The sequence below is a fragment of the Hominiventricola aquisgranensis genome (assembly GCF_040096225.1).
Classification (GTDB): Bacteria; Bacillota; Clostridia; order Lachnospirales; family Lachnospiraceae; genus Hominiventricola; species Hominiventricola aquisgranensis.
Genome location: NZ_JBBMFC010000004.1, coordinates 112137 through 134594 on the forward strand (window position 1 = coordinate 112137; position 22458 = coordinate 134594).

18 protein-coding genes are annotated in these 22458 nt (G+C 47.0%); all 18 read left to right on the forward strand.

Annotated features, from left to right (window positions below; genetic code table 11):
- The first annotated feature begins 23 nt into the window (after window positions 1–23).
- The 18 genes from WMO62_RS03370 to radC all read left to right on the forward strand — a co-directional run bounded on the left by WMO62_RS03370 (window position 24) and on the right by radC (window position 22438).
- Complete coding sequence (locus WMO62_RS03370; protein ID WP_349143798.1) at window positions 24–2870, forward strand: AAA family ATPase; 2847 nt, start codon at window positions 24–26, stop codon at window positions 2868–2870.
- Window positions 2863–3930, forward strand: a complete 1068-nt coding sequence (gene mcrC, locus WMO62_RS03375; RefSeq protein ID WP_349143799.1) for a 5-methylcytosine-specific restriction endonuclease system specificity protein McrC — start codon at window positions 2863–2865, stop codon at window positions 3928–3930. Before WMO62_RS03370 ends, mcrC begins: the two co-directional genes overlap by 8 nt.
- Before the next feature lie 10 nt (window positions 3931–3940).
- Window positions 3941–4636 carry a hypothetical protein gene (locus tag WMO62_RS03380; RefSeq protein WP_349143800.1) on the forward strand — a complete coding sequence of 232 codons (696 nt, stop codon included), beginning with the start codon at window positions 3941–3943 and terminating at the stop codon, window positions 4634–4636.
- A gap of 117 nt (window positions 4637–4753) precedes the next feature.
- Window positions 4754–5461, forward strand: a complete 708-nt coding sequence (locus WMO62_RS03385) for an ABC transporter ATP-binding protein (protein ID WP_118438366.1) — start codon at window positions 4754–4756, stop codon at window positions 5459–5461.
- A complete protein-coding gene (locus tag WMO62_RS03390; RefSeq protein WP_349143801.1) occupies window positions 5455–7809 on the forward strand; it encodes an ABC transporter permease in 2355 nt (784 codons plus the stop codon). Before WMO62_RS03385 ends, WMO62_RS03390 begins: the two co-directional genes overlap by 7 nt.
- A 4-nt stretch (window positions 7810–7813) precedes the next feature.
- On the forward strand, window positions 7814–9169 hold the full coding sequence (locus tag WMO62_RS03395) for an efflux RND transporter periplasmic adaptor subunit (protein ID WP_349143802.1): 1356 nt from the start codon (window positions 7814–7816) through the stop codon (window positions 9167–9169).
- 295 nt (window positions 9170–9464) lie between these two features.
- On the forward strand, window positions 9465–12107 hold the full coding sequence (gene mutS, locus WMO62_RS03400) for a DNA mismatch repair protein MutS (RefSeq protein ID WP_118759800.1): 2643 nt from the start codon (window positions 9465–9467) through the stop codon (window positions 12105–12107).
- 18 nt (window positions 12108–12125) lie between these two features.
- The gene (gene mutL / locus WMO62_RS03405; RefSeq protein ID WP_349143803.1) at window positions 12126–14225 is read left to right on the forward strand and encodes a DNA mismatch repair endonuclease MutL; all 2100 of its coding nucleotides are present in this window, start codon (window positions 12126–12128) and stop codon (window positions 14223–14225) included.
- A gap of 15 nt (window positions 14226–14240) precedes the next feature.
- On the forward strand, window positions 14241–15185 hold the full coding sequence (gene miaA / locus WMO62_RS03410) for a tRNA (adenosine(37)-N6)-dimethylallyltransferase MiaA (protein WP_349143804.1): 945 nt from the start codon (window positions 14241–14243) through the stop codon (window positions 15183–15185).
- Complete coding sequence (locus WMO62_RS03415) at window positions 15182–16462, forward strand: methionine gamma-lyase family protein (RefSeq protein WP_349143805.1); 1281 nt, start codon at window positions 15182–15184, stop codon at window positions 16460–16462. Before miaA ends, WMO62_RS03415 begins: the two co-directional genes overlap by 4 nt.
- A 9-nt stretch (window positions 16463–16471) precedes the next feature.
- On the forward strand, window positions 16472–17212 hold the full coding sequence (locus tag WMO62_RS03420; protein WP_349143806.1) for a zinc ribbon domain-containing protein: 741 nt from the start codon (window positions 16472–16474) through the stop codon (window positions 17210–17212).
- Entirely contained in the window at window positions 17205–17522 is a 318-nt protein-coding gene (locus WMO62_RS03425) for a hypothetical protein (RefSeq protein WP_349143807.1), read from the forward strand. Before WMO62_RS03420 ends, WMO62_RS03425 begins: the two co-directional genes overlap by 8 nt.
- Window positions 17512–18189 carry a hypothetical protein gene (locus WMO62_RS03430; protein ID WP_349143808.1) on the forward strand — a complete coding sequence of 226 codons (678 nt, stop codon included), beginning with the start codon at window positions 17512–17514 and terminating at the stop codon, window positions 18187–18189. Before WMO62_RS03425 ends, WMO62_RS03430 begins: the two co-directional genes overlap by 11 nt.
- On the forward strand, window positions 18186–18572 hold the full coding sequence (locus tag WMO62_RS03435; protein ID WP_349143809.1) for a hypothetical protein: 387 nt from the start codon (window positions 18186–18188) through the stop codon (window positions 18570–18572). The genes WMO62_RS03430 and WMO62_RS03435 overlap by 4 nt, the downstream gene beginning before the upstream one ends.
- Window positions 18569–19810: a BaiN/RdsA family NAD(P)/FAD-dependent oxidoreductase gene (locus WMO62_RS03440; RefSeq protein ID WP_349143810.1), complete on the forward strand. Its 1242-nt coding sequence runs from the start codon at window positions 18569–18571 to the stop codon at window positions 19808–19810. The genes WMO62_RS03435 and WMO62_RS03440 overlap by 4 nt, the downstream gene beginning before the upstream one ends.
- Complete coding sequence (locus WMO62_RS03445) at window positions 19803–21413, forward strand: NAD(P)/FAD-dependent oxidoreductase (RefSeq protein WP_349143811.1); 1611 nt, start codon at window positions 19803–19805, stop codon at window positions 21411–21413. Before WMO62_RS03440 ends, WMO62_RS03445 begins: the two co-directional genes overlap by 8 nt.
- A gap of 28 nt (window positions 21414–21441) precedes the next feature.
- Window positions 21442–21696, forward strand: a complete 255-nt coding sequence (locus tag WMO62_RS03450; protein ID WP_117496183.1) for a DUF4321 domain-containing protein — start codon at window positions 21442–21444, stop codon at window positions 21694–21696.
- 52 nt (window positions 21697–21748) lie between these two features.
- Window positions 21749–22438, forward strand: coding sequence for a RadC family protein (gene radC / locus WMO62_RS03455; RefSeq protein ID WP_117496182.1), 690 nt, complete (start codon window positions 21749–21751; stop codon window positions 22436–22438).
- Window positions 22439–22458: the final 20 nt, after the last annotated feature.

Sequence of the window (22458 nt, forward strand, 5' to 3'; positions counted from 1 at the left end):
TTTTGTACGGAATAGAGGTGGATATGATCAATTTAGAAAAACTTAAACCCATATTGGAAGGTTACAAGAAGTACTTTCCAAGCCATTGGGATGATGAAAAGTATAAGTGGGAAGCAGTTAAGCATTTTCAGAATCACTGGGATATTGATGCTAAGAATTTTGGCGATATGTTTAAAATTGCCACAGACAAGACCTTCAATTTGCTTGCGTCTGGCTATGCATATCCAAGAGGAATGATTACTAACTTTGCGAAAGCCGATGATGAAGCGACCAGAGAAATGTTTAAAAATCTCTTTGATGAGAATCAGGATCTGGCTACGAGAGTAGATGCGTTTCAGACTGCTTCCGAAGAGTTGAGAGCAAAGTATGATGATGGTACATGGAGAAATCATTATCAAAATACAAATGCTATCAGCACATACCTGTGGTTAAGGTACCCTGATAAATATTATATCTACAAATATGAGTTGTATCGTGCTGCTGCACAGGAATTGGAAACTGATTATATGCCAAAAAGGAATGGGTCAGTTGATAGCTTGATTGGCGGTTACCAGATGTATGACGAAATATGCGAAGCAATTAAGGCAGATACTGATCTGAAAGTTATGCTTCAACAGGCGATGGTTCCTTCTTGTTATCCAGATCCGGAGCTAAGGATATTGACTATCGATGTGGGATTCTATTTGACACGTTTTTATCTGGAAGAACGCAAGACGGAGCAGGAAGAAGGGGAATGGTTCCCGAAAGATTATTCTCCGAAGCTTAGTGTAGAAGAATGGATCGAGCTTTTGAATGATAGATCTGTTTTCACGGTTGGAAGCCTTCAGATCATGAAGCGTATGAAAGATTACGGTGGACAGGCAACATGCACACAGCTTTCTGTAAAATACGGTGAGAATAAAAACTTCTATAACAGCGGTTCTTCCTCTCTTGCCAAACGTGTTGCGGAGAAGACAGGATGTGAGGTACCACCGGACAGAGATAGTGGAAATGCCAGATGGTGGCCGATCCTATACGTTGGAAAAGATGCTGGAAAAGATGAAGAGGGCAGTTATATTTGGAGACTTAGAAGTGAACTGGCCGATGCTTTGGATCATGTTGATTTGTCGGAGGCTTCTTTGTACGTTGATGATGCTCCTTCAATCTGGAAAATCAGTCACGGAGCCATTCCGGAACACAATAGGATTAAGTTTGAGAATAGAAAAGTGGCTGTTGTTCATAGCGAAACTGGCGCAAAGGCTACATCAAAGATTACCCAAGGTCAGAGTTTTATGGAGCAGATCCGTAAAGGGGATTATTTCTATCTCTGCTATGGCAACAGTATCAGATTGTTGGGGCAGTTTACCGGCGAAAACGCTGTTCTGAATCCTGAAATGTCGGATGGTTGGTATGAGCGAGAATATAAGATCATAGAAATATCAAAGGCCTTTTCAGCATATAACGGTGTCCATAAGTGGTGGGCACCAAACGACAATTCGACCTGCATTAAGGTTGAAATCGGTGATAAGCCGTTGTTCGAGACCGAAATTCTTAAGCCTTATTTTGGAATGACGCTGAATGAATTGTATGGCAAAGATGCTGACGCTCATGGATACTGGTGGCTTACTGCTAATCCTAAGATATGGAGTTTTGCTGATATTAAGATCGGCGAAGAGCAGAATTACACGCTCTATAACGAGAACGGAAATAAGCGACGTGTATTCCAGAATTTCCTTGATGCAAAGGTTGGAGATATCGTAATTGGTTACGAAGCAAATCCGGTAAAGAAGATTGTTGCGCTCGCAAGGATTACTCAGGCAAATGATGGAAACGCTATCTATTTTGAGAAGATTGAAGGACTTGCGACTCCGATTGAATATTTGGCATTAAAAGAATGTCCGGAACTTAAAAAGATGGAATTTTTTGTTCAGCCGAATGGAAGTCTCTTCAAGCTGACAAAGGGAGAGTTTGATTTCATCATGGATATTATCCGTGATGAGAACCCATTGCAGAAGTCTGATGCCACTAATCAGAAATACAGTAAAGACGATTTTCTCAGTAAGGTTTATATGACTGAGGAAAGATACGATGTTCTGGAAGCATTGCTCAGGAATAAGATGAATGTGATTTTGCAGGGTGCTCCTGGCGTTGGAAAGACATTTACCGCAAAGAAGCTTGCTTATGCCATGATGGGGGAGGTAGATGATTCCAGAATTGAAATGATTCAATTCCATCAAAACTACTCATACGAAGATTTTATCATGGGATATCGTCCGGACGGCGCAGACTTCAAGCTGACAGATGGCATTTTCTATCGTTTCTGTCAGACTGCAGCCAACTGTCCGGACAAGGAATTCTTCTTTATTATTGATGAAATCAATCGCGGAAACATGAGTAAGATATTCGGTGAACTTCTGATGCTGATCGAGAAGGATTACCGTGGTACAAAGGCAACACTGGCTTACAGTGGAATGCCGTTTTCTGTACCGGAAAATCTGTATATTATCGGTATGATGAATACTGCGGATCGAAGCCTTGCTATGATCGATTATGCACTTCGTAGAAGATTCAGCTTTTTTGAGATGGAGCCAGGTTTCAATTCCGAAGGATTTACGAATTATCAGAAAGCCTTTGGAAATGAATCATTCAACGCTCTGATTGACCAGATTAAGGTCTTGAATAAAGAGATAACAGAAGACAAGTCACTGGGACGTGGATTCCAGATTGGACACAGCTATTTTTGCGGAAGAGAAGAAAAAGGTGTGGATGATGAATGGATGCGGTCTGTAGTGGAGTTTGATATCCTGCCGATGCTTGGTGAATACTGGTTTGATGAACCGACGAAGCTGCAACGATGGGAGAAGAATTTGCGCGGAGTATTTGATGATTAAAGATAAGAGCATATACATCAAGAATATATACTATATGCTTTCCTATGCATTTCAGATTCTGAAGCAATCTAATTATGATGAGGTTGCTTCAGAAAAGTTTGATAATGCACAGGATCTTTTTGCTGCGATTCTGAGTAAAGGGATTGGGCAACAGCTGAAGCAGGGATTGTACAGGGAATATGTTACAAAGAATGAAAACTTGTCGGTTATGCGTGGAAAGCTGGATATGCCGAACACGATCAGGAACAGGATTCAAAGAAAACAAAAGCTGGCTTGTGAATTTGACGAATTATCCGAAAACAATTTATTCAATCAGATTCTGAAAACAGCGATTCGTTATCTGCTTAGCAATGATGGAGTAGACGGAGAAAGAAAGATAGCACTGAAGGAGGTGCTGGTCTTCTTTGATGAAATAGAACTCTTGGAACCCTCTGAGATTGCGTGGAGTAGGTTACATTATCAGAGAAACAATAAGAACTATGAGCTTTTAATGAATGTATGCTACTTTGTGCTGGACGGTATGTTGCAGACAACAGAAAAGGGTGAATATAAGATGACATCCTTTTCTGATGAACATATGGCACGACTGTATGAAAAATTTATTCTGGAATACTATAGCCAGCATCACACATATCTGTCTGAGGTAAAGGCCGGACAGGTAAAGTGGGATCTGGTTGGTGATAATAGTGAGTCGATGATACGTTTCCTTCCTACCATGCAGACAGATATCATGCTAAGGCTGAATGAGAAGATTTTGATTATTGATGCGAAGTATTATGGGCGGACATTGCAGAAACAGTTCGACAAATATACGCTGCATTCTAATAATGTTTATCAGATATTCACCTATGTGAAGAATCAGGATAAGAATAATACCGGGGATGTTGCCGGAATACTTCTTTATGCTAAGACTGATGAGGATATCACACCGGATGTCATGTTTAATATGGGAGGTAACCAGATTGGAGCGAAGACGCTGGATCTGAATAAAGAGTTTTCATTGATTGTGGCTCAGTTGGATAAAATCGCTGAAGATTATTTTGGAAAGCAAGCTATTTAAGAGGTGTCGGATGGTAGTTTCAGGAGTTGAAAATCAATATAAAGAGTACCTTGCTCAGAAGAATTCACGATGGGAGTTTGGAAACAGTATTCTTTATCAAATGTGCGAAGAAAATCCGCTCCATAATAACGCGGATGTTTTGATCGGTAAAATATGGTTGATTGGCAGGAGCTATGCAGCTGCGATTGAGCGAAGAAAGAACGCAGATGATTACCAGGGCGATGATTTTTATTACGATGCCGTTGCGCCAAAGATGCTGGAAATAGGCGATGAGCTTGATAGTCGAATTGAATCATTAAAGAATAATGCCAACGTTATCTCTGATTGCGTTCCGGAGATATTGACTACGCACAAGTTTCTTATGGATGCTTTTACAGAGTTGACAGGATTAGAGAAGAGGTCTTTGGCATCAAAATACTTACATTTTCATTGTCCGAACAAGTTCTTTATATATGACAGCCGAGCAAGAGCAGCAATCGGAAAGATTGTAAAAAAACCTAATAAGAAGATCTTGACAGAAATTGCGGAGTATGATGCGGAGTATGGTGATTTTGTATGCCGGATGCTTGAACTTCAGAAGTGTCTGGATGAAAGGCTGGGTGTATATGAAAATCCCCGGTCAATTGACAGTTTTTTACTATCAAAAACGATGGCATGCTATGGTGCCAAACACCAAATATATTATTCTGCAGATCCTTGTTGTTGATGCTGATTAGTATAATTTTACATATATACCCCTGTTCACAATTGAGAATTGTATTTCATTTTCCAATATGCTATACTGTGCATGAATTAGATATATCTAACTAAAAGAGGGGAAAGTATGAGCGATTGGGTACTGAAAGGAACGGATGTGAGCCGGTGGTATGGAGACGGAGAAGTCCGTGTTCATGCGTTAAACGGGGTATCTTTCGAGATCTGTCCCGGGGAATTTGTGGTGGTCTTAGGACCGTCCGGTTCCGGTAAGAGTACACTTCTTAACCTGCTGGGAGGCATGGATAGTGCCAGCGGCGGCGAACTGTTATATGGAGAGAAAAATCTGTCGGAGATGACGGCACTGGAGCTGTCTTCTTACCGCAGGGACGTGGTGGGATTTGTGTTTCAGTTCTTCCATCTGATCCCTACGCTGACAGCCAAGGAAAATGTGGAGCTGGCATCCAGCATTACACCGGGTTCCCGAAGTGCGGATGAGGTGTTGGAGATGGTAGGACTGGCGGAACGAAAAGAACATTTTCCGGCGCAGATGTCCGGTGGTGAGCAGCAGCGGGTATCCATTGCCAGAGCAATCGTGAAAAATCCATCGATCCTGTTGTGTGATGAGCCGACCGGAGCATTAGATTCCAAGAACAGCCTGGCGGTGGTAAAGCTTTTGCTGGATGTGAGAGATCAGATTGGCTGTCCGGTGGTGACGATCACACATAATGCGGAGATGGCTAAGGTGGCAGACCGGGTCTTCTATATGAAGGATGGTCAGATCATCCGGGTGGAGAAGAATGAGCACCCGCTGAAAGCGGAGGAGCTGCTATGGTAAAGCTGCTGTTCTTGAAAATGCTTCGGGATATGAAGAAGAGTCTGGCAGCTTATGGAATCTGTCTGTTGATCGTTGGTGTGGGCTTCTGTGGCTTTTGCGTCATGTCGGTGGCGAAGGATCATCTGCTGGTGTCCAGAGATCTGCTGTATGAGAAAAGCGCATTTACAGAAGGATTTGCGGAAGTTTATGAGGCTCCGGCAGCAATCAAAGACAAGCTGGCAGACATACCGGGAATTGGAGAAGTACAGGCCAGGATCATCAAGGAAGCAAGGCTTACAGATATTGGAGATGGCAATGCCAGACTGAAGCTTATTTCTTATGAGAAAGGCGGCAGAAATGTGCCCATGCTTTTTCAGGGAACGGATGTGAAAGCAGGAGAACTTCAGGTGGTTGCCGGAAATGCATTTTTGGAAGCCAGAAGTCTGGCTGTGGGAACGAAGATCCATGTGCTGGTATCAGGAAAGGATACGGAGCTAGAGATTACAGGTGGGGGCATTTCGCCGGAAAATATTTACATTATCAGAAATATCGTGGATATGTATCCCGATGCCGCCAATTATGATGTGGGATTTGTGGATCAAAAGACCATGGAATCCCTGTACGGCATGAAAGATATGGCCAACAGCTTTGCCTTTGATCTGGATCCTGGCTACACTATTGACGATGTGAAGGATCAGGTGGAAGAGCTGTTAAAGCCCTATGGATGTTACAGCGTCTATGGAAGAGAAGATCACCAGTCAGCGTCCATGCTTGATTCAGAATTAGATCAGCTGGATCAGATGGCATTGGTATTGCCGTTTTTGTTCCTGTTTGTGGCTGCAGTGGTGCTGTATATTACCATGCATCGGCTGATCGAGCAGCAGCGGATCCAGGTGGGGACCATGCTGTCCATCGGAATCACTGGCAGACAGATTGGATGGCATTATCTGGGATATGGTCTGACTATTGGAGTGATCGGAGGTCTGGCAGGCGGACTTCTGGGAAATGTGTGTGCTACACCGTTGGTGGATTATTATCGGGTCTATTATAATCTGCCGGATGCACAGGCAGGAATCTCCATGAAATATCTGGTGATCGGTGTGATCCTGGCAAGTGTGTTCTGCTCAACAGTCAGCTATCTGTGTGCCAGAAAACTGACTCACTTAAGTCCGGCAGAGGCACTTCGACCACCAGCTCCCAAAGGGGCGAAAAAGACGCTGGCAGAGCGGATTCCAGGACTGTTAAAGCTGTTTACAGTGCCTGGTATCATGGCACTTCGAAGCATTGGAAGAAATCCAAAGCGAAGTATGCTGTCCTTGTTTGGTATTGCCTGCGCATTTATGATCACGGCAACGCTCATGTCGGTGAGCAGTCTGTTTGATGTCTTTTTGTTCGATAATCTGGAAAAAGTACAGCATCAGGATTTTACCGTTTATTTTGAAGAACCACTGAAAACGGTGGATGTACTTTCTTCCGTTGAAAATGAAAATATTGAGAAAATGGAGCCTTTTGCAGAGACACAGGCAAAGCTCATACGTGGCAATGAAGAACTGGACTGTACAGTGCAGGGCATTGACAGGGATTGCGAACTGGTACATCTCTATGATGCAGATGGTGAAACGATTCATGTGGCATCAGAAGGAATCGTCCTGTCGATCCATATGGCTCAACGGCTGGGTGTTGGTGTTGGCGGCTGGGTGGATGTGAAAGTGACATACCCGGAAGAACGGATCACGCGGGTGCCTGTCACTGCAGTGATGGAGCAATATATGGGAACAACTGCCTATATGTCTATGGAAGGACTGGCGGATATCAGTAAATATCGAAATGTGTGTACGGGTCTCTATATTAAGGCTGCTTCCGGGGCGGAAGAGCTGATCTGGAAAGATCTGGAAGGAGCACCTCAGGTGACCGGACTGGAAGGCAGGATCGCCAAGATCCAGAAATGGAGGGATATGATGGGGAGCTTTGATATGCTGATCGGTATGATGGTAGCTCTTGGAATCCTGATCGGTCTGGCAGTGCTGTACACCAGTGCACTGATCAGTTTTGAAGAGCTGAAGAGGGAATTGTCGGTGATGTTGATGTTGGGTCTATCCGCAGGGGAGTGCCTGGAAGTCATCAGCGTGGGTCAGTGGATATTGACTGCTGGCGGTGTGCTGTTGGGAATTCCCATGACTTTCTGGATGAGCCATGCATTTGCAGTGTCCATGTCTGCCAAGATGTTCAGTATCCCAGATTTTGCAGATGCTGCATCGGTGGCAGAGTCTGCTGTGCTGATGTTCATTGCGGTATTTATCAGTTCCAGACTGATACTTAGAAAATTAAAAGCGGTATCCCCTGTATCGCTTCTGATGGAGAGGGAGTAGAGAGATGAAAAAACGAGTAAAGATCATTGCAGGAGCAGTACTCTTAGGTGTGCTGGCAGTGGCAGGACTTGTGGTGCTGCTGATGCCTGTGCGTGTGGAGACGGAGACAGTCCAGAAGGCAGACCTTCTGGATACTTTTACGGTATCGGCAACAGTAACTCCGAAGGACAGCCAGTATGTATGTGCACCGCTGTCAGGCACTGTGTCAGAAGTGGCAGCCAAAGAAGGCGAGACTGTAGAGCAGGGTGCAAAGATCGTCGTACTGGACGACTCGCAGACCAGGGATGAACTGAACCGCCAGATCGAGTCTTTGAAGGCACAGAAGACCAGTGCACAGAGTGAAGGTAGTTCCACAAAAGCCCAGTTGAGTGTGAGCCGTCAGCAGCTGGAATCCCAGCTTAAACAGGCACAGCTTACCTATCGACAGCTTTACGGGGAGGAAGGGCATGCGGAGCAGCTTTACCGGGTGGCTTCTGAGAATTTTGACACGGCAAATGTGGCATACTGGAAAGCGTTTGATGAGTATGACGGTTCCAAGGATCCAGCCAAGCAGTCCGTGTTAAGCTCTCTGGAGGGTGCCAGAGCAGCAGCGGAGCAGGCACTGGTGGAAGCGGATAACAACCGCTCCGAATCCACAAAGTCATATTATGAGAGCCTGATCGCTTCTTATGAGTCCCAGTTAAGTCTGCTGGACGGAAGTGTGAAAGCGGTAAATACTGGAACCAGTGCATCTGGTCAGCAGATTGATCTTCAGATGCAGCAGGTACAGGAAGAACTGGATAAGACAGCTCCAACATCTCCAACAGATGGTGTGGTATGGGAGATTCTTGTGAAAAACGGCGATTATGTGACTCAGAACCAGCCACTGTACCGGATCTACAACACCGATCAGATGACACTGGAGGCAGATGTGCTGGATACACAGGCGGCACTGCTGAAGGAAGGCGATATTGCTACCGCAGAACTGGCAGACGGAAGTGAACTTACCGGAACGGTATCTTTTCTCTCGCCGGTATCCACGCAGGAGTTGTCGGTGCTTGGTATTGAGGAAAACAGATCTAAAGTGATTTTGGATGTAGATGGTCTTTCTGAAAAGATGGGTGCCGGTCATCAGGCAGATCTGACCTTCTCTGTGGTTCGGAAAGAAGATGTGCTGCAGATTCCATCTTCAGCCATCGTTCCGGGAGACAATGGAGATGCTGTCTATGTGAAAGCTGGCGGCAAGGCGGTTCTCAAAGAAGTGGAACTTGGAGAACAGAGCGGTGGACGCTCGGAGGTAATCAGCGGTCTGGAAGAAGGAGACCAGGTGGTGACTAATCCGTATGACACCGGAATCAAGAAAGGAACACATATAAAATAAGGCAGGACTGTCGGTGAAAAATGGATTTCACCGACAGTTTTTCGGCTTTACCCGGGTTTTAAGCTGTGATATAATGTGCGTTGCATGAAGCAGTGCCAGTTTCACAGGGAGATGAGTCGGCTGTTTACAGACGGACGCATCTCACAAGAAACTGATAGGGCGTGAGCCCAACAACGAGAGAAGTCGAAGACTTCTCGAGTGTGCACTGCGTAAGTAAAGTGTGCACTGCGATAATATAAAATGAAAGATCAGATAGAATAGATAGTGAGGTAACTGAGTGGCAGAATATACACCAATGATGCAGCAGTATCTGAAGACCAAAGAGGAATACAAGGACTGCATCTTATTTTATCGCTTGGGCGATTTTTATGAGATGTTTTTTGAGGATGCGAAGATCGCATCCAAGGAACTGGAACTGACGCTGACCGGAAAAAGCTGTGGTATGGAGGAACGTGCTCCTATGTGTGGGGTACCCTTTCATGCGGTAGAAGGATATTTGAGCCGTCTGGTGTCAAAAGGCTATAAAGTGGCGATCTGTGAACAGGTGGAAGACCCGGCATTGGCAAAAGGGCTGGTAAAGCGGGAAGTTGTCAGAATTGTCACACCTGGAACCAACCTGAACGCACAGGCACTGGATGAATCCAAGAACAATTATGTAATGAGCATTGTCTATGTCAGTGACCGGTACGGCATTTCCTTTGCGGATGTGACGACCGGTGATTATTTTGTAACGGAGGTTGATTCTGCCAGAAAGCTCATGGATGAGATCTATAAGTTTACGCCTCGGGAAGTGGTCTGCAATGAAGCACTTCTTATGAGCGGACTGGAACTGGATGATCTGAAGGAACGGCTGAATCTGGTACTGTATCCGCTGGAAAACTGGTATTTTGATGATGAACTGTGTAAAAATACACTTCGGGAGCATTTTCATGTGAGATCGCTGGAAGGACTGGGTGTGGCAGATTTTGGCTGCGGAGTCATTGCAGCAGGTGCGCTGCTCCGTTATCTGACAGATACACAGAAGACATCTCTGGCACATATGACAAAGCTTCAGCCTTATGTGTCCGGTAATTTCATGATCATTGACAGTTCCAGCCGGAGAAATCTGGAACTGGTGGAGACCTTAAGAGAAAAGCAGAAGCGTGGTTCTCTTCTGTGGGTGCTTGATAAGACGAAGACGGCCATGGGAGCCAGAACTCTGCGTGGTTATATTGAACAGCCGTTGATCGATAAGGAAGAGATTGAGAAGCGTCTGACTGCTATTGAGGAATTGAATTCCCAGATGATCACCAGAGAGGAATTGAGAGAGTATCTGAATCCTATCTATGATCTTGAACGACTGATCGGGCGGATCAGCTATCAGACAGCGAATCCAAGAGATCTGATCGCATTTAAGACTTCTCTTGGCATGCTGCCACCCATCAAGACATTATTATCCGAATTGAAAAGTCCGTTGATGCAGGAGATAAGTGAAGAGCTGGATACATTGACGGATCTATATGATCTGGTGGAGAAGTCCATTCAGGAGGAACCGCCTATCTCCATCCGGGAAGGGAATATGATCCGGGATGGCTACAATGAGGATGTGGATAGATACCGGACTGCCAAAACAGAAGGAAAATCCTGGCTGGCCGAGATTGAGACCAAAGAGCGTGAGCGGACCGGAATCAAAAACATGAAGATCAAGTTCAACAAGGTCTTCGGTTATTATCTGGAAGTGACGAATTCCTACAAGGATCTGGTGCCGGAGGATTATATCCGCAAGCAGACCCTGACCAATGCAGAACGCTATATTACTCCGGAGCTGAAAGAACTGGAAGAGACGATCCTTGGAGCAGAGGAGAAGCTGACCGCATTGGAGTATGAATTGTTCAGTCAGGTGCGGGATCACATTGCGTCCCAGGTACTTCGGATCCAGAAGACCGCCAAGGCGGTGGCAAAGCTGGATGTATATACTGCTCTTTCTTATGTGGCAGAAAAAAATAATTATGTGCGTCCGAAGATCAATGCCAAAGGTGTGATCGATATTAAAGGCGGAAGACATCCGGTGGTGGAGCAGATGATATCCAATCATATGTTTATCAGTAATGACACGTATCTGGATAATCAGTCCAACCGGATCTCCATTATCACCGGACCGAATATGGCAGGTAAATCCACCTACATGCGTCAGACGGCACTGATCGTTCTCATGGCACAGGTGGGAAGTTTCGTTCCGGCAGACAGCGCGGATATTGGGGTAGTAGACCGGATCTTTACCCGTGTGGGTGCATCCGATGACCTGGCCAGCGGACAGAGTACCTTTATGGTGGAGATGAACGAGGTCTCCAATATTTTGAGAAATGCAACCGCCAACAGTCTGCTGATCCTGGATGAAATCGGAAGGGGTACCAGTACCTTTGATGGCTTGTCCATCGCATGGGCAGTGATCGAGCATATTGCAGATAAAAAACTGCTGGGAGCCAAGACCTTATTTGCCACCCATTACCATGAACTGACCGAGTTGGAAGGCACCATGGAAGGGGTCAACAACTACTGTATCGCTGTCAAGGAAAAAGGCGATGACATCGTATTTTTAAGAAAGATCGTCAAAGGCGGAGCAGATAAATCCTACGGAATCCAGGTGGCAAAGCTGGCTGGTGTGCCGGACAGCGTGATCGCCAGAGCTAAAGAACTGGTGGAAGAATTAAGTCAGGCAGATATTTCCGTCAAAGCGAAATCAATCGCTGAGGAAAGCCAGGCAAAGGCAAAGCAGAAAGCCAAACCGAAGAAATACGACGAGGTGGATCTGGAGCAGATCTCCCTGTTTGATGCGGTGAAGGATGATGATGTGGTGAAAGAACTTCAGGAGCTGGACATCTCCAATATGACGCCGATGGATGCCATGAATACCTTGTATCGGCTTCAGAATAAGCTGAAGAACCGTTGGCAGAGCTGAACATAGAGAGAATAGAAAATGGGAAAGATTGCAGTATTAGACCAACAGACAATTGATAAGATTGCTGCCGGAGAGGTGGTGGAGCGCCCGGCTTCCGTGGTAAAAGAACTGGTGGAAAATGCTATTGATGCCAAAGCCACACAGGTGACCGTGGAGATTAAAGACGGCGGAATCGGATTTATCCGGATCACAGACAATGGAAGTGGAATGGAAAAGGACGATATTCCGCTGGCATTTCTGCGTCATTCCACCAGTAAGATCCGAAGCGCGGAAGATCTGAACGGAGTGTCCTCCCTTGGATTCCGGGGTGAGGCATTATCCAGTATTTCGGCTGTGGCTATGGTGGAACTGATCACCAAGACCAGAGAGAGCATGATGGGAAATCGCTGCTGTATTGAGGGCGGTGTACAGAAGACACTGGAAGAGATCGGTGCGCCGGACGGGACCACATTTATAATCCGTAATCTGTTCTTTAACACTCCGGCAAGAAAGAAATTTCTGCGAAGTGAGATGAGTGAAGGTTCAGCGATCCATGAGTTGATGACCCATCTGGCATTGTCTCATCCAGAGGTGGCATTCAAAGTACTGATCGGTGGACAGATGCGGATCCAGACTTCCGGAAATGGAAGCCTCAAGGATGTGATCTATCATATCTATGGAAGAGATGTGGCCATGCGTCTGATTCAGGTGGATCGGCAGGAAGGCCCTGTGCATATTACGGGATTCCTGGGAAAACCGGAGATCTCCCGTGGAAATCGGAATTATGAGAATTATTTTGTAAATGGAAGATATGTGAAGAGCAAGATCATTGCAAAGGGTATAGAAGACGGCTACAAAAGCTTTATGATGCAGCACAGGTATCCTTTTGTGTGTCTGGAATTTCAGATTGATGGCAACTTGCTGGATGTGAATGTGCATCCCACCAAGATGGAGATCCGGTTCAGCAATCAGAACCTGGTTTATGATCTGGTGGAACGGACGGTGAAGGATGCCCTGTCCGGAAAAGAACTGATCCCGGAAGTGACGCTGGATACACCGGCACGGAAACCCATAGCAACGCAGACATCAGAGTCGAGATCGCAGATGAGCACATCTGGGATGCCGGAACAGCGGGTATCTGCGCCCATCACAAGAACGATCCCACAGCGGGCAGTGGTCAGTGAGCAGCCCATGGAGTGGAAACGACCGGAGAGCAGACCGGCAGCAGAAACACCGCAGGCTTCTGCACCGGCAGGGTCGGCGCAGACAGAACGGATTCCGCTGGAAAAATTATGGAAGACACCGGAATCGACGCCGGTGAAAGAGCAGCCAAAGCCCCAGGATGCAGGTCTTGATTACTTTATGGAACAGATGCGCAAAAGGGTGGAGGAACGCCACCGTCAGGAGGCAGAGGCGGCCGCAGTTGAGCAGACCAGGCCAGAACCGCCTGCAGAAGGGGTCAAGACTACACCGGAACCGACCCAACAGCCACCGGCTCCCCAGATGGACAAACCGGAGCAGATGGAGCTTTTCGACGGTAAGCTGCTCTCAAAAGAAGCAGCGATCCATCATGTGATCATCGGGCAGTTATTTGATACTTACTGGCTGGTACAGTATGCAGACAAGCTTTATATTATTGATCAGCATGCAGCCCATGAAAAAGTGCTGTATGAAAGACTGATGAAAGATCTGAGGAACCGGACATTCCAGTCTCAGTTATTATCGCCGCCGATCATATTGAATTTAAGCATGCAGGAAGAGGAATTGTTCCTGAAATACCGGAACTGTTTTACAGACATGGGATTTGAAATCGAGGAGTTTGGTGATCGGGCCTATGCGGTACGTGCAATTCCATCTAATCTGCCAGGAATTGCCAAGCAGGATATTCTGATGGATCTGCTGGATGGTCTGTCAGACATTACGGGGACAGCCAGTTCAGAGACACTGCTTGACAAGGTGGCATCTATGTCCTGCAAGGCAGCAGTTAAGGGTAATCATCAGATGTCTTCCATGGAGGCGAAGGCACTGATCGATGAGCTTTTGTCGCTGGAAAATCCTTACAATTGTCCTCATGGAAGACCGACGATCATTTCCATGAGTAAATATGAGCTGGAGAAGAAATTTAAGAGAATCGTATAGGAAGGATAGAGGCTTATGAAGGAGCCATTAATCATATTGACCGGGCCGACCGCAGTGGGCAAGACCCATCTGTCCATTGCTCTTGCAAAAGCAGTGGGGGGAGAGATCATTTCGGCGGATTCCATGCAGGTCTACAAACATATGGATATAGGTTCGGCAAAGATTATGCCACAGGAGATGGACGGAGTCCGTCATTATCTGGTGGATGAGCTGGAGCCTTTTGAAGAATTTCATGTGGTGCGCTTTCAGGAGATGGCGCGTGCTGCCATGAAAGAGATTCGAAGCCGTGGGCACATTCCTATTCTGGTGGGAGGAACCGGATTCTATATTCAGGCAGTGGTGCGGGATATTGATTTTACGGAAAATGAAGCAAGTCCCTATCGGGCGGAGCTGGAAGCACTGGCAGAGGAAAAGGGAAGCACCTGGCTTCATGAGGAACTGCGTAAGGTCGATCCAGAATCTGCAGAAGCCATTCATGAAAACAATGTGAAGCGGGTCATCCGTGCACTGGAATTTTACAGACTGACCGGAAAGAAGATCTCGGAGCACAATGAAGAGCAGAAGGAGCGCCAGTCGCCCTATCATTTTGCCTATTTTGTGCTGAATGATGAAAGAGAGCATCTGTATCGGCGGATCGAGCAGCGGATCGATCAGATGCTGGAACAGGGATTGGTAGATGAAGTAAAGAAGCTGAAAAGCATGGGCTGCCATCAGAATATGGTATCCATGAAAGGGCTTGGATATAAAGAGATTCTGGACTATCTGGACGGGATCACTACATTGCCGGAAGCAGTAGAGATCCTGAAGAGAGATACCAGACATTTTGCAAAGCGCCAGATCACCTGGTTTAAGCGGGAAGAAGATGTGATCTGGTTAAACAAGCAGGACTACGCATATGATGAGGACAAGATCCTCGGTACTATGCTGGAAATATTAAGAGAAAAGGATATTATAAAATGAACTTAAGTGAAATGTATCAGGAGATGGGCATTGATCAGGATGTATATGCCTATGGACAGAAAATAACAGAGGATTTGAAGGAACGTTTTTCGGAGATCGATGAGACCGCAGAGTACAATCAGCTGAAGGTGCTGCATGCCATGCAGAAAAACCGTGTCAGCGATATTCATTTTGCTGCTACCAGCGGATATGGATACAACGATCTTGGAAGAGATACACTGGAATCCGTATATGCAGATACCTTCCATGCAGAGGCAGGACTGGTGCGTCCGCAGATCACCTGTGGAACTCATGCTCTGGCAATCGCACTGGCAGCAAACTTACGCCCGGGAGATGAGCTTTTAGCTGTTTCCGGAAAGCCTTATGACACGCTGGAGGAAGTCATTGGAATCCGTCCAAGCAATGGAAGCCTTGCAGAGTATGGCGTGACCTATCGCCAGGTGGATCTGAAAGCAGACAGCAGTTTTGATCTGGAGGGGATCCGTGCAGCTGTCAATGAGAAGACCAAGATGGTGCATATTCAGCGGTCCAAAGGTTACCAGACCAGAAAGACCCTGTCTGTGACAGAGATTGGCGAGGTGATTGCATTTGTCAAATCCATCAAACCGGATGTGATCTGTATGGTGGACAACTGTTATGGTGAATTTGTAGAGCGGATCGAGCCTACAGATGTGGGAGCAGATCTTTGTGTGGGATCCTTGATCAAGAACCCAGGCGGCGGACTGGCACCCATCGGAGGCTATATCGTAGGAAAAGAGGCTTATGTAGAGAACTGTGCATACCGCCTGACTTCTCCGGGTCTTGGAAAAGAGGTAGGAGCAACTCTTGGAGTTATGCAGTCCTTTTATCAGGGATTTTTCCTGGCTCCGACCGTGACTGCAGGAGCACTGAAAGGTGCCATCTTTGCAGCTAATGTGTATGAAAAACTGGGATTTTCTGTACTTCCTAATGGAACTGAGAGCCGTCATGATATCATTCAGGCTATTACTTTTGGAAAACCAGCGGGTGTGATCGAATTCTGTAAAGGAATCCAGGCAGCAGCACCGGTGGACAGCTATGTGGAGCCGGAGCCGTGGGCAATGCCGGGTTATGACAGCGATGTGATCATGGCAGCAGGTGCATTTGTGCAGGGATCTTCTATTGAGCTGTCTGCAGATGGACCGATCAAACCGCCCTATGCCGTGTATTTCCAGGGTGGACTTACCTGGGAACATGCCAAATTTGGTATTCTCATGTCTCTACAGAAGTTGAAAGATGCAGGAATCGCAAACTTATAGGATGACTCTATGAAATGTGCACATTGCGGGGCGAATCTGAAGCTGACGGATGAATATTGCCCTTATTGCGGAAGAAAAAATACGCAGAGCAGTCAGCATGTAAAAGAAAAGAAATATTATGAAAAGGATTCCACAGATACCCGGAAGAAGGTACATACTGTATACCGGAGTTCTTCAAAACTGCGGGTGCGGGGAATCGCAATCCTTATATTGGCAGTGCTGGTGATCGTTCTTATGTTTGTCACTTTTTATGTGGATGAGAGAATATATTACAGGAAGCAGGAATGGGCGGTGTTCCATGAGGATGAAGTATCCGCACAGATCCGTCAGTATCTGGATGAGGATCGGTATGAAGCTTTTTATGGATACTGCGATGCTTATCACCTGACTGGCTGGACGGCCGGGCCGTTTCTCAAATACCGTCCGCAGATGGAAGCAGTCCGTATTGGTATGTTTATTGATCAGCGGGCAAATGAATATTTGACTGCGGATTCTGTCTATGGGCAGAACAGTGCAATGGAGAGCATCAGCGGCCTTTTGCCGGAATTTTACAACAGAGACAGCCTCTGTTATCAGTCCAGAGAAGTCATGGACCCGGATGAAGTGAATGAAGATCTGAACCGGATCTATGAGCATATGGAAGAAAAACTGATGGTTTATTTTGACCTGACAGAAGAGCAGGCGCGGAGCCTTTCCTCCATGAGTGAGGAAGAGATTCTGCTTTTGCTGGAGGAGACAAGAGATGAGTAACATACAATGCAGATCCTGCGGAGCCATATTTGACGATCATCTGACAGAATGCCCCTACTGTGGAGCAACCTGCATCAAAGGGTCGGAGAACGCGTTTTTACGATATCTTAAGAAACTGACAAGAAGGGTTGCAGATGCTCCGGCGCAGTATGCCAGGGAAGGGCAGATAGAATGGAAACATGTGGTGATCCTGGTCCTCTCGACCATGCTGGTCGTGATGCTGGGAGCTACAGCAGTATTTACATACAGTAACATGGAAGAGCAGGCAAGATGCCGACAGATCAAGGAAACCATATTACATGAACAATAGAGAACGAAAAGAACATGCAAAAAGCATGAAAGAATTTGACCGTGACTATCGGAAGACAAAGGAAGGTGTCTGGAAGCAGACCAGACAGTATCAGACTGGTTCACGCAAAAAAGTGGTGATTGGATTGGCTGGATTTTTCCTGATCGTGTTCTGCATTTTTATGGCAGAATTACAGGCTGGAGCATTGGAAAAATCTCTTCGCCGCTGGGAAGCGGGAAACAACTATGATACAGTTATCAGTCAGATTCAGGAGTATCTGGATCAGGGCGAATATGGAAAGTTATTTGAGTATGGAGAATATTACCATCTGACGGATTCGGAAAAAGGCAGGTTTGCGGAATACTACCATGTGTTCTGGTGTGCATGGAGATACGACAGAACCGCCGGTGATATGGACAGCTATTTAAGAAGTCAGGACTATGAAGATCAGAGCATCAGAGACAGTTATTTACAGAGTCTGGCGGACAGTCTGTCGTCTTTTTATCAGGAGAGCTGGCCGGATCAGTACCCGGAAGAGATGAGTTCCATCTATGAGACCATGAGAACCAGAATGGGAGAATTGCTGGAAGAAAGAATCGGACTTTCGGAGGAAACAGTTGAAGAACTGGATGGAATGACTTCTGCAAGGATTGCGAAGCTTCTTCGGGAAAGGGGACAGGCAGAATGAAAAAGTTATTAAGTCTGGTGATCGTCATTCTGACAGTCCTTATGAGCATTGAACTGATCGCCATTGCAGACAACGCCATTGGATTTCTGCCGGAAGGAACCAGGACGGTGACCTTCCTCACATATATCAGCAGAGAAGAATATGCGTACTGTGTGGAGCGTTATTATAAAAATGAGGCTCTGGGGGTAGAGCCTGATGAAGAGATGCTGGAGTGCTATGGGGTAGCCCGATACTATGAAGCAGCTCTTCAAAGACAGGTGAGCCTCAGAAAAGGAGACAGGGAGCAGGCAAAGGTCGCAGAAGAACAGATGGAACAGGCTTACGGACAGATGGGAGAGCTTGCGCCGGTGAGAGACAGAATTGACGAGGTGATAGAGCGTTGAAACAAGTATTGATTATAGGAGGCGGAGCTTCTGGACTGATGGCAGCGATTACAGCGGCCAGAAACGGGGCGAAGGTGACTCTTCTGGAAAAGAACAGACAGACTGGTAAAAAACTGCTGGTCACTGGGAACGGGCGATGTAATTTTACCAACCGGAATCAGGAATTATCCAATTATCGGACAGATCGGCCGGATCTGGTGAAAGAAGCACTGGAGAGCTTTTCGGTGGACGATACGGTAGATTTTTTTGAAAGTCTGGGCATCCTTACCAAAGAGAGAAATGGCTATCTCTACCCGGGCAGCGGACAGGCTTCTTCTATTGCAGATGTGCTTCGGCTGACTGCGGTGAAAGAAGGAGTCAAGATCGCCTGCGATACGAAAGCACTGGCAGTGAAAAGAATCAATGACAGATTCGCAGTGGAGACAGAAGGCTGGACTTATGAGGCAGATGCCCTGATCCTTGCCTGTGGCTCCAAAGCAGCGCCGGAGACAGGTTCTGACGGGGACGGTTATACATTTGCAGAAAGTATGGGACATACGGTGGTGGATCCACTGCCCGCTCTGACAGGTCTGTGTGTGGCAGAAAAAGATGGAGGTAAGGTAGCAGGCGTTCGGGCAGACGGAGCAGTGACCTTACAGATCGGAGAAGAGAAATACTGTGAATCCGGGGAACTACAGTTTACTTCGTATGGACTGTCAGGTATTCCGGTATTTCAGATCAGCCGATATGCGGCGAGAGCCCTGAACCAGGGAATCGAATGCAGTGTGACCTTGGATCTTTGTCCTCTCCGGAAGCGGGATCAGGTGCTTACAAGACTAAAGGATCGGAGAGCATATACCCAGGAGCGAAGAGGTGCAGCCGTGCTTCTTGGCATGTTTCCGGATAAACTGTGCAGTCTTCTTCTGGAGCGCGCAGGAATCTCACTGAAGAAGCAAGGCGGAGACTGGACAGACGAGGACTGTGAGCGGCTTGCCGCACAGATCAAAGGACTTCACTTTACCATCAGCCGGTGCCGCGGCTATGAACAGGCACAGATCTGTACAGGAGGAGTCCCTTTGACAGAACTGGATCATACGACCATGGAATCCAGGCGCGTGCCAGGACTTTATCTCACTGGAGAGCTGATTGATGTAGATGGAGCCTGCGGAGGCTATAATCTTCAGTGGGCATGGACCAGCGGATATCTGGCAGGCAGAGCAGCGGCACAGGAACAGAAAGGTATAGAAGTACATGCTTAGAATCAGACAGTTGAAGCTTCCGGTGGAACACAGCCGCCGGGATCTGGAACAGAAAATCATCAAGACTCTGCGTATTCGGCCGGAGGAACTGATCCGTTATGAACTGATCCGCCGTTCGCTGGATGCCAGAGGCGGGGAATTAAAATATGTCTATATGATCGATGCAGAGGTGAAACGGGAACCAACCGTACTGAAGCATTGCAATGGTCATGCGGAGAAAGCGGTGAGAACCTGGTATCAGTTTCCGAAAGCCTCCGCAGATGCAAAAAAAATGCAGGGAAGACCGGTCATTATTGGTGCAGGACCTGCAGGTCTGTTCTGCGGCTGGATGCTTGCAAAAGCAGGCTATGCACCGCTGGTTTTAGAGAGAGGCGAGAAGGCGGAGGATCGTGCCAGAACGGTGGAGCATTTCTGGCTGACGGGAGAACTGAATGAGCGGTCCAATGTACAGTTTGGAGAAGGCGGAGCAGGTACATTTTCTGATGGAAAACTGAATACACTGGTAAAAGACCCGGTGGGACGCAACCGGAAAGTATTGGAACTGTTTGTGGAAGCCGGAGCCGATGAAGAGATCTTATATGAGCAGAAGCCTCATCTGGGAACAGATGAACTGATCGGAATTGTGACCTATATCCGAAAAGAGATTGAGCGTCTGGGAGGAGAGGTACGGTTTCATTGTCAGATGACAGACCTGTTGATCCAGAATGGACAGATCCATGGTGTCCAGGCCACAGATCTGAAGACCGGAGAGATGGAAGAAATCGCTTCCGGACAGGTAGTGCTGGCAGTGGGACATAGTGCCAGAGATACCTTTTCCATGCTGAAGACCAGGCAGATCCCTATGCGGGCAAAGCCTTTTGCGGTGGGTGTACGTATGGAACATCCGCAGGAGATGATCAATATCAGCCAGTATGGAGCTGATTATCCATCATTTCTGCCGTCAGCAGCTTATAAAGTAACCCGGCAGACAGGTGCAGGAAGAGGTGTATATTCCTTCTGTATGTGTCCGGGCGGCTATGTGGTCAATGCATCGTCAGAAAAAGGTCATCTGGCGGTCAATGGAATGAGTTATCATGCGCGTGACAGCCGGAATGCCAACAGTGCCATGATCGTGACCGTGACACCGGAGGATTTTGGAAGTGACGATATTCTGGCAGGTGTGGAATTTCAGAGAAAGCTGGAGCGGGCGGCTTATGAACTGGGTGGCGGAAAAGTTCCGGTGCAGTTGTTCGGAGATTTTTGTCAGAATATACCGACAACCACGCTGGGAGAGGTGGAGCCTTGCATCAAGGGACAGTACACGTTTGCCAATGTGAGGAACATTTTCCCGGCAGAGCTGTCCAGTGCACTGGAAGAAGGAATCCATGGCTGTGAGAAGCTGATCCGTGGATTCGACCGGCCGGATGCAGTGTTATCCGGTGTGGAGAGCCGGACTTCTTCGCCGGTGCGGATCATGCGGGATGAGACCTTTGAAAGTGAGATCAGGGGACTTTATCCCTGCGGAGAGGGAGCCGGATATGCAGGCGGGATCACATCTGCGGCCATGGACGGATTAAAGATTGCAGAAGCAATTGCAAAAAAATATTTGCCGTGTTATGATTAAATGAACTGGTTTTGGAGGTAAGATACAAATGAGAGGAACGAAGAACGGATGGACATTACTTCTGCTGATGCTGGCCGGTGTGGTGATCGGCGGATTTATCGGAAGCATTGCATCGAGTGTGCCAGGACTGGACTGGCTGAATTACGGGCAGGCATTCGGACTTGAGAATCCACTGGTTTTATCTATGGGACTTGTGGTACTTACATTTGGTCTGACCATCAAGATCACGATTGCCGGTATTATCGGCATTGCACTGGCGATCCTTATCTATCGCTGGATCTAGTTATAATAAGATAACCGAAGGGATGTCTGAACACCAACGGAGGTTATCGCATATGAACAAACAGTTTGACTGTCTGCCTGAAGAAGACAGACCCTATGAAAAATGTATTCGCTATGGAGTGCAGGCACTGACCAACAGGGAACTGCTTGCAGTGATCCTGAGGACAGGAGCAAAGGGAAAACATGTTCTTGATCTGGCAGGAGAGCTGCTGAATCTTGTGCCGGAGAGGGAAGGGTTTACCGGGATCCGGCGGTTGAGCATGACCGAGCTTTCAGCGGTTCATGGAATCGGAAAAGTGAAAGCAGTACAGCTTAAATGTATTCTGGAAATAGCGAGACGGATGGCGAGAGAAGAAGCCGGCGAAGGGACTGCATTTACTTCGGCAGAAGCTGTGGCAGGATATTATATGGAAGATCTGCGCCACAGAGAACAGGAAGTGCTTCTGGTCCTGATGCTCAATCAGCGGGGTCGGTTGTTAAAGGAGACTTACCTGTTTCAGGGAACCGTGAATGCATCAGTGATCTCGCCCAGAGAGATCTTCCTGGAAGCTCTGTCAGCCAGAGCAGTTCAGATCATTCTTCTGCATAATCATCCAAGCGGAGATCCGCGGCCGAGCAGAGAAGATCTGGAAGTGACCAGAAGAGTACAGGAGGCCGGAGAGCTGATAGGAATCACATTGACGGATCACATTATTATAGGAGGTCACTCCTATATCAGTTTTCGAGAAAAAAATTATATGTAGACACAGAGAAAGAGGGAAGA

What these genes read in the sequence shown, in the direction of transcription:
- WMO62_RS03370 (WP_349143798.1), top strand. Translation starts at nt 24, where the DNA reads ATGATCAATTTAGAAAAACTTAAACCCATATTGGAAGGTTACAAGAAG.
- mcrC (WP_349143799.1), top strand. Translation starts at nt 2,863, where the DNA reads ATGATTAAAGATAAGAGCATATACATCAAGAATATATACTATATGCTT.
- WMO62_RS03380 (WP_349143800.1), top strand. Translation starts at nt 3,941, where the DNA reads ATGGTAGTTTCAGGAGTTGAAAATCAATATAAAGAGTACCTTGCTCAG.
- WMO62_RS03385 (WP_118438366.1), top strand. Translation starts at nt 4,754, where the DNA reads ATGAGCGATTGGGTACTGAAAGGAACGGATGTGAGCCGGTGGTATGGA.
- WMO62_RS03390 (WP_349143801.1), top strand. Translation starts at nt 5,455, where the DNA reads ATGGTAAAGCTGCTGTTCTTGAAAATGCTTCGGGATATGAAGAAGAGT.
- WMO62_RS03395 (WP_349143802.1), top strand. Translation starts at nt 7,814, where the DNA reads ATGAAAAAACGAGTAAAGATCATTGCAGGAGCAGTACTCTTAGGTGTG.
- mutS (WP_118759800.1), top strand. Translation starts at nt 9,465, where the DNA reads ATGATGCAGCAGTATCTGAAGACCAAAGAGGAATACAAGGACTGCATC.
- mutL (WP_349143803.1), top strand. Translation starts at nt 12,126, where the DNA reads ATGGGAAAGATTGCAGTATTAGACCAACAGACAATTGATAAGATTGCT.
- miaA (WP_349143804.1), top strand. Translation starts at nt 14,241, where the DNA reads ATGAAGGAGCCATTAATCATATTGACCGGGCCGACCGCAGTGGGCAAG.
- WMO62_RS03415 (WP_349143805.1), top strand. Translation starts at nt 15,182, where the DNA reads ATGAACTTAAGTGAAATGTATCAGGAGATGGGCATTGATCAGGATGTA.
- WMO62_RS03420 (WP_349143806.1), top strand. Translation starts at nt 16,472, where the DNA reads ATGAAATGTGCACATTGCGGGGCGAATCTGAAGCTGACGGATGAATAT.
- WMO62_RS03425 (WP_349143807.1), top strand. Translation starts at nt 17,205, where the DNA reads ATGAGTAACATACAATGCAGATCCTGCGGAGCCATATTTGACGATCAT.
- WMO62_RS03430 (WP_349143808.1), top strand. Translation starts at nt 17,512, where the DNA reads ATGAACAATAGAGAACGAAAAGAACATGCAAAAAGCATGAAAGAATTT.
- WMO62_RS03435 (WP_349143809.1), top strand. Translation starts at nt 18,186, where the DNA reads ATGAAAAAGTTATTAAGTCTGGTGATCGTCATTCTGACAGTCCTTATG.
- WMO62_RS03445 (WP_349143811.1), top strand. Translation starts at nt 19,803, where the DNA reads ATGCTTAGAATCAGACAGTTGAAGCTTCCGGTGGAACACAGCCGCCGG.
- WMO62_RS03450 (WP_117496183.1), top strand. Translation starts at nt 21,442, where the DNA reads ATGAGAGGAACGAAGAACGGATGGACATTACTTCTGCTGATGCTGGCC.
- radC (WP_117496182.1), top strand. Translation starts at nt 21,749, where the DNA reads ATGAACAAACAGTTTGACTGTCTGCCTGAAGAAGACAGACCCTATGAA.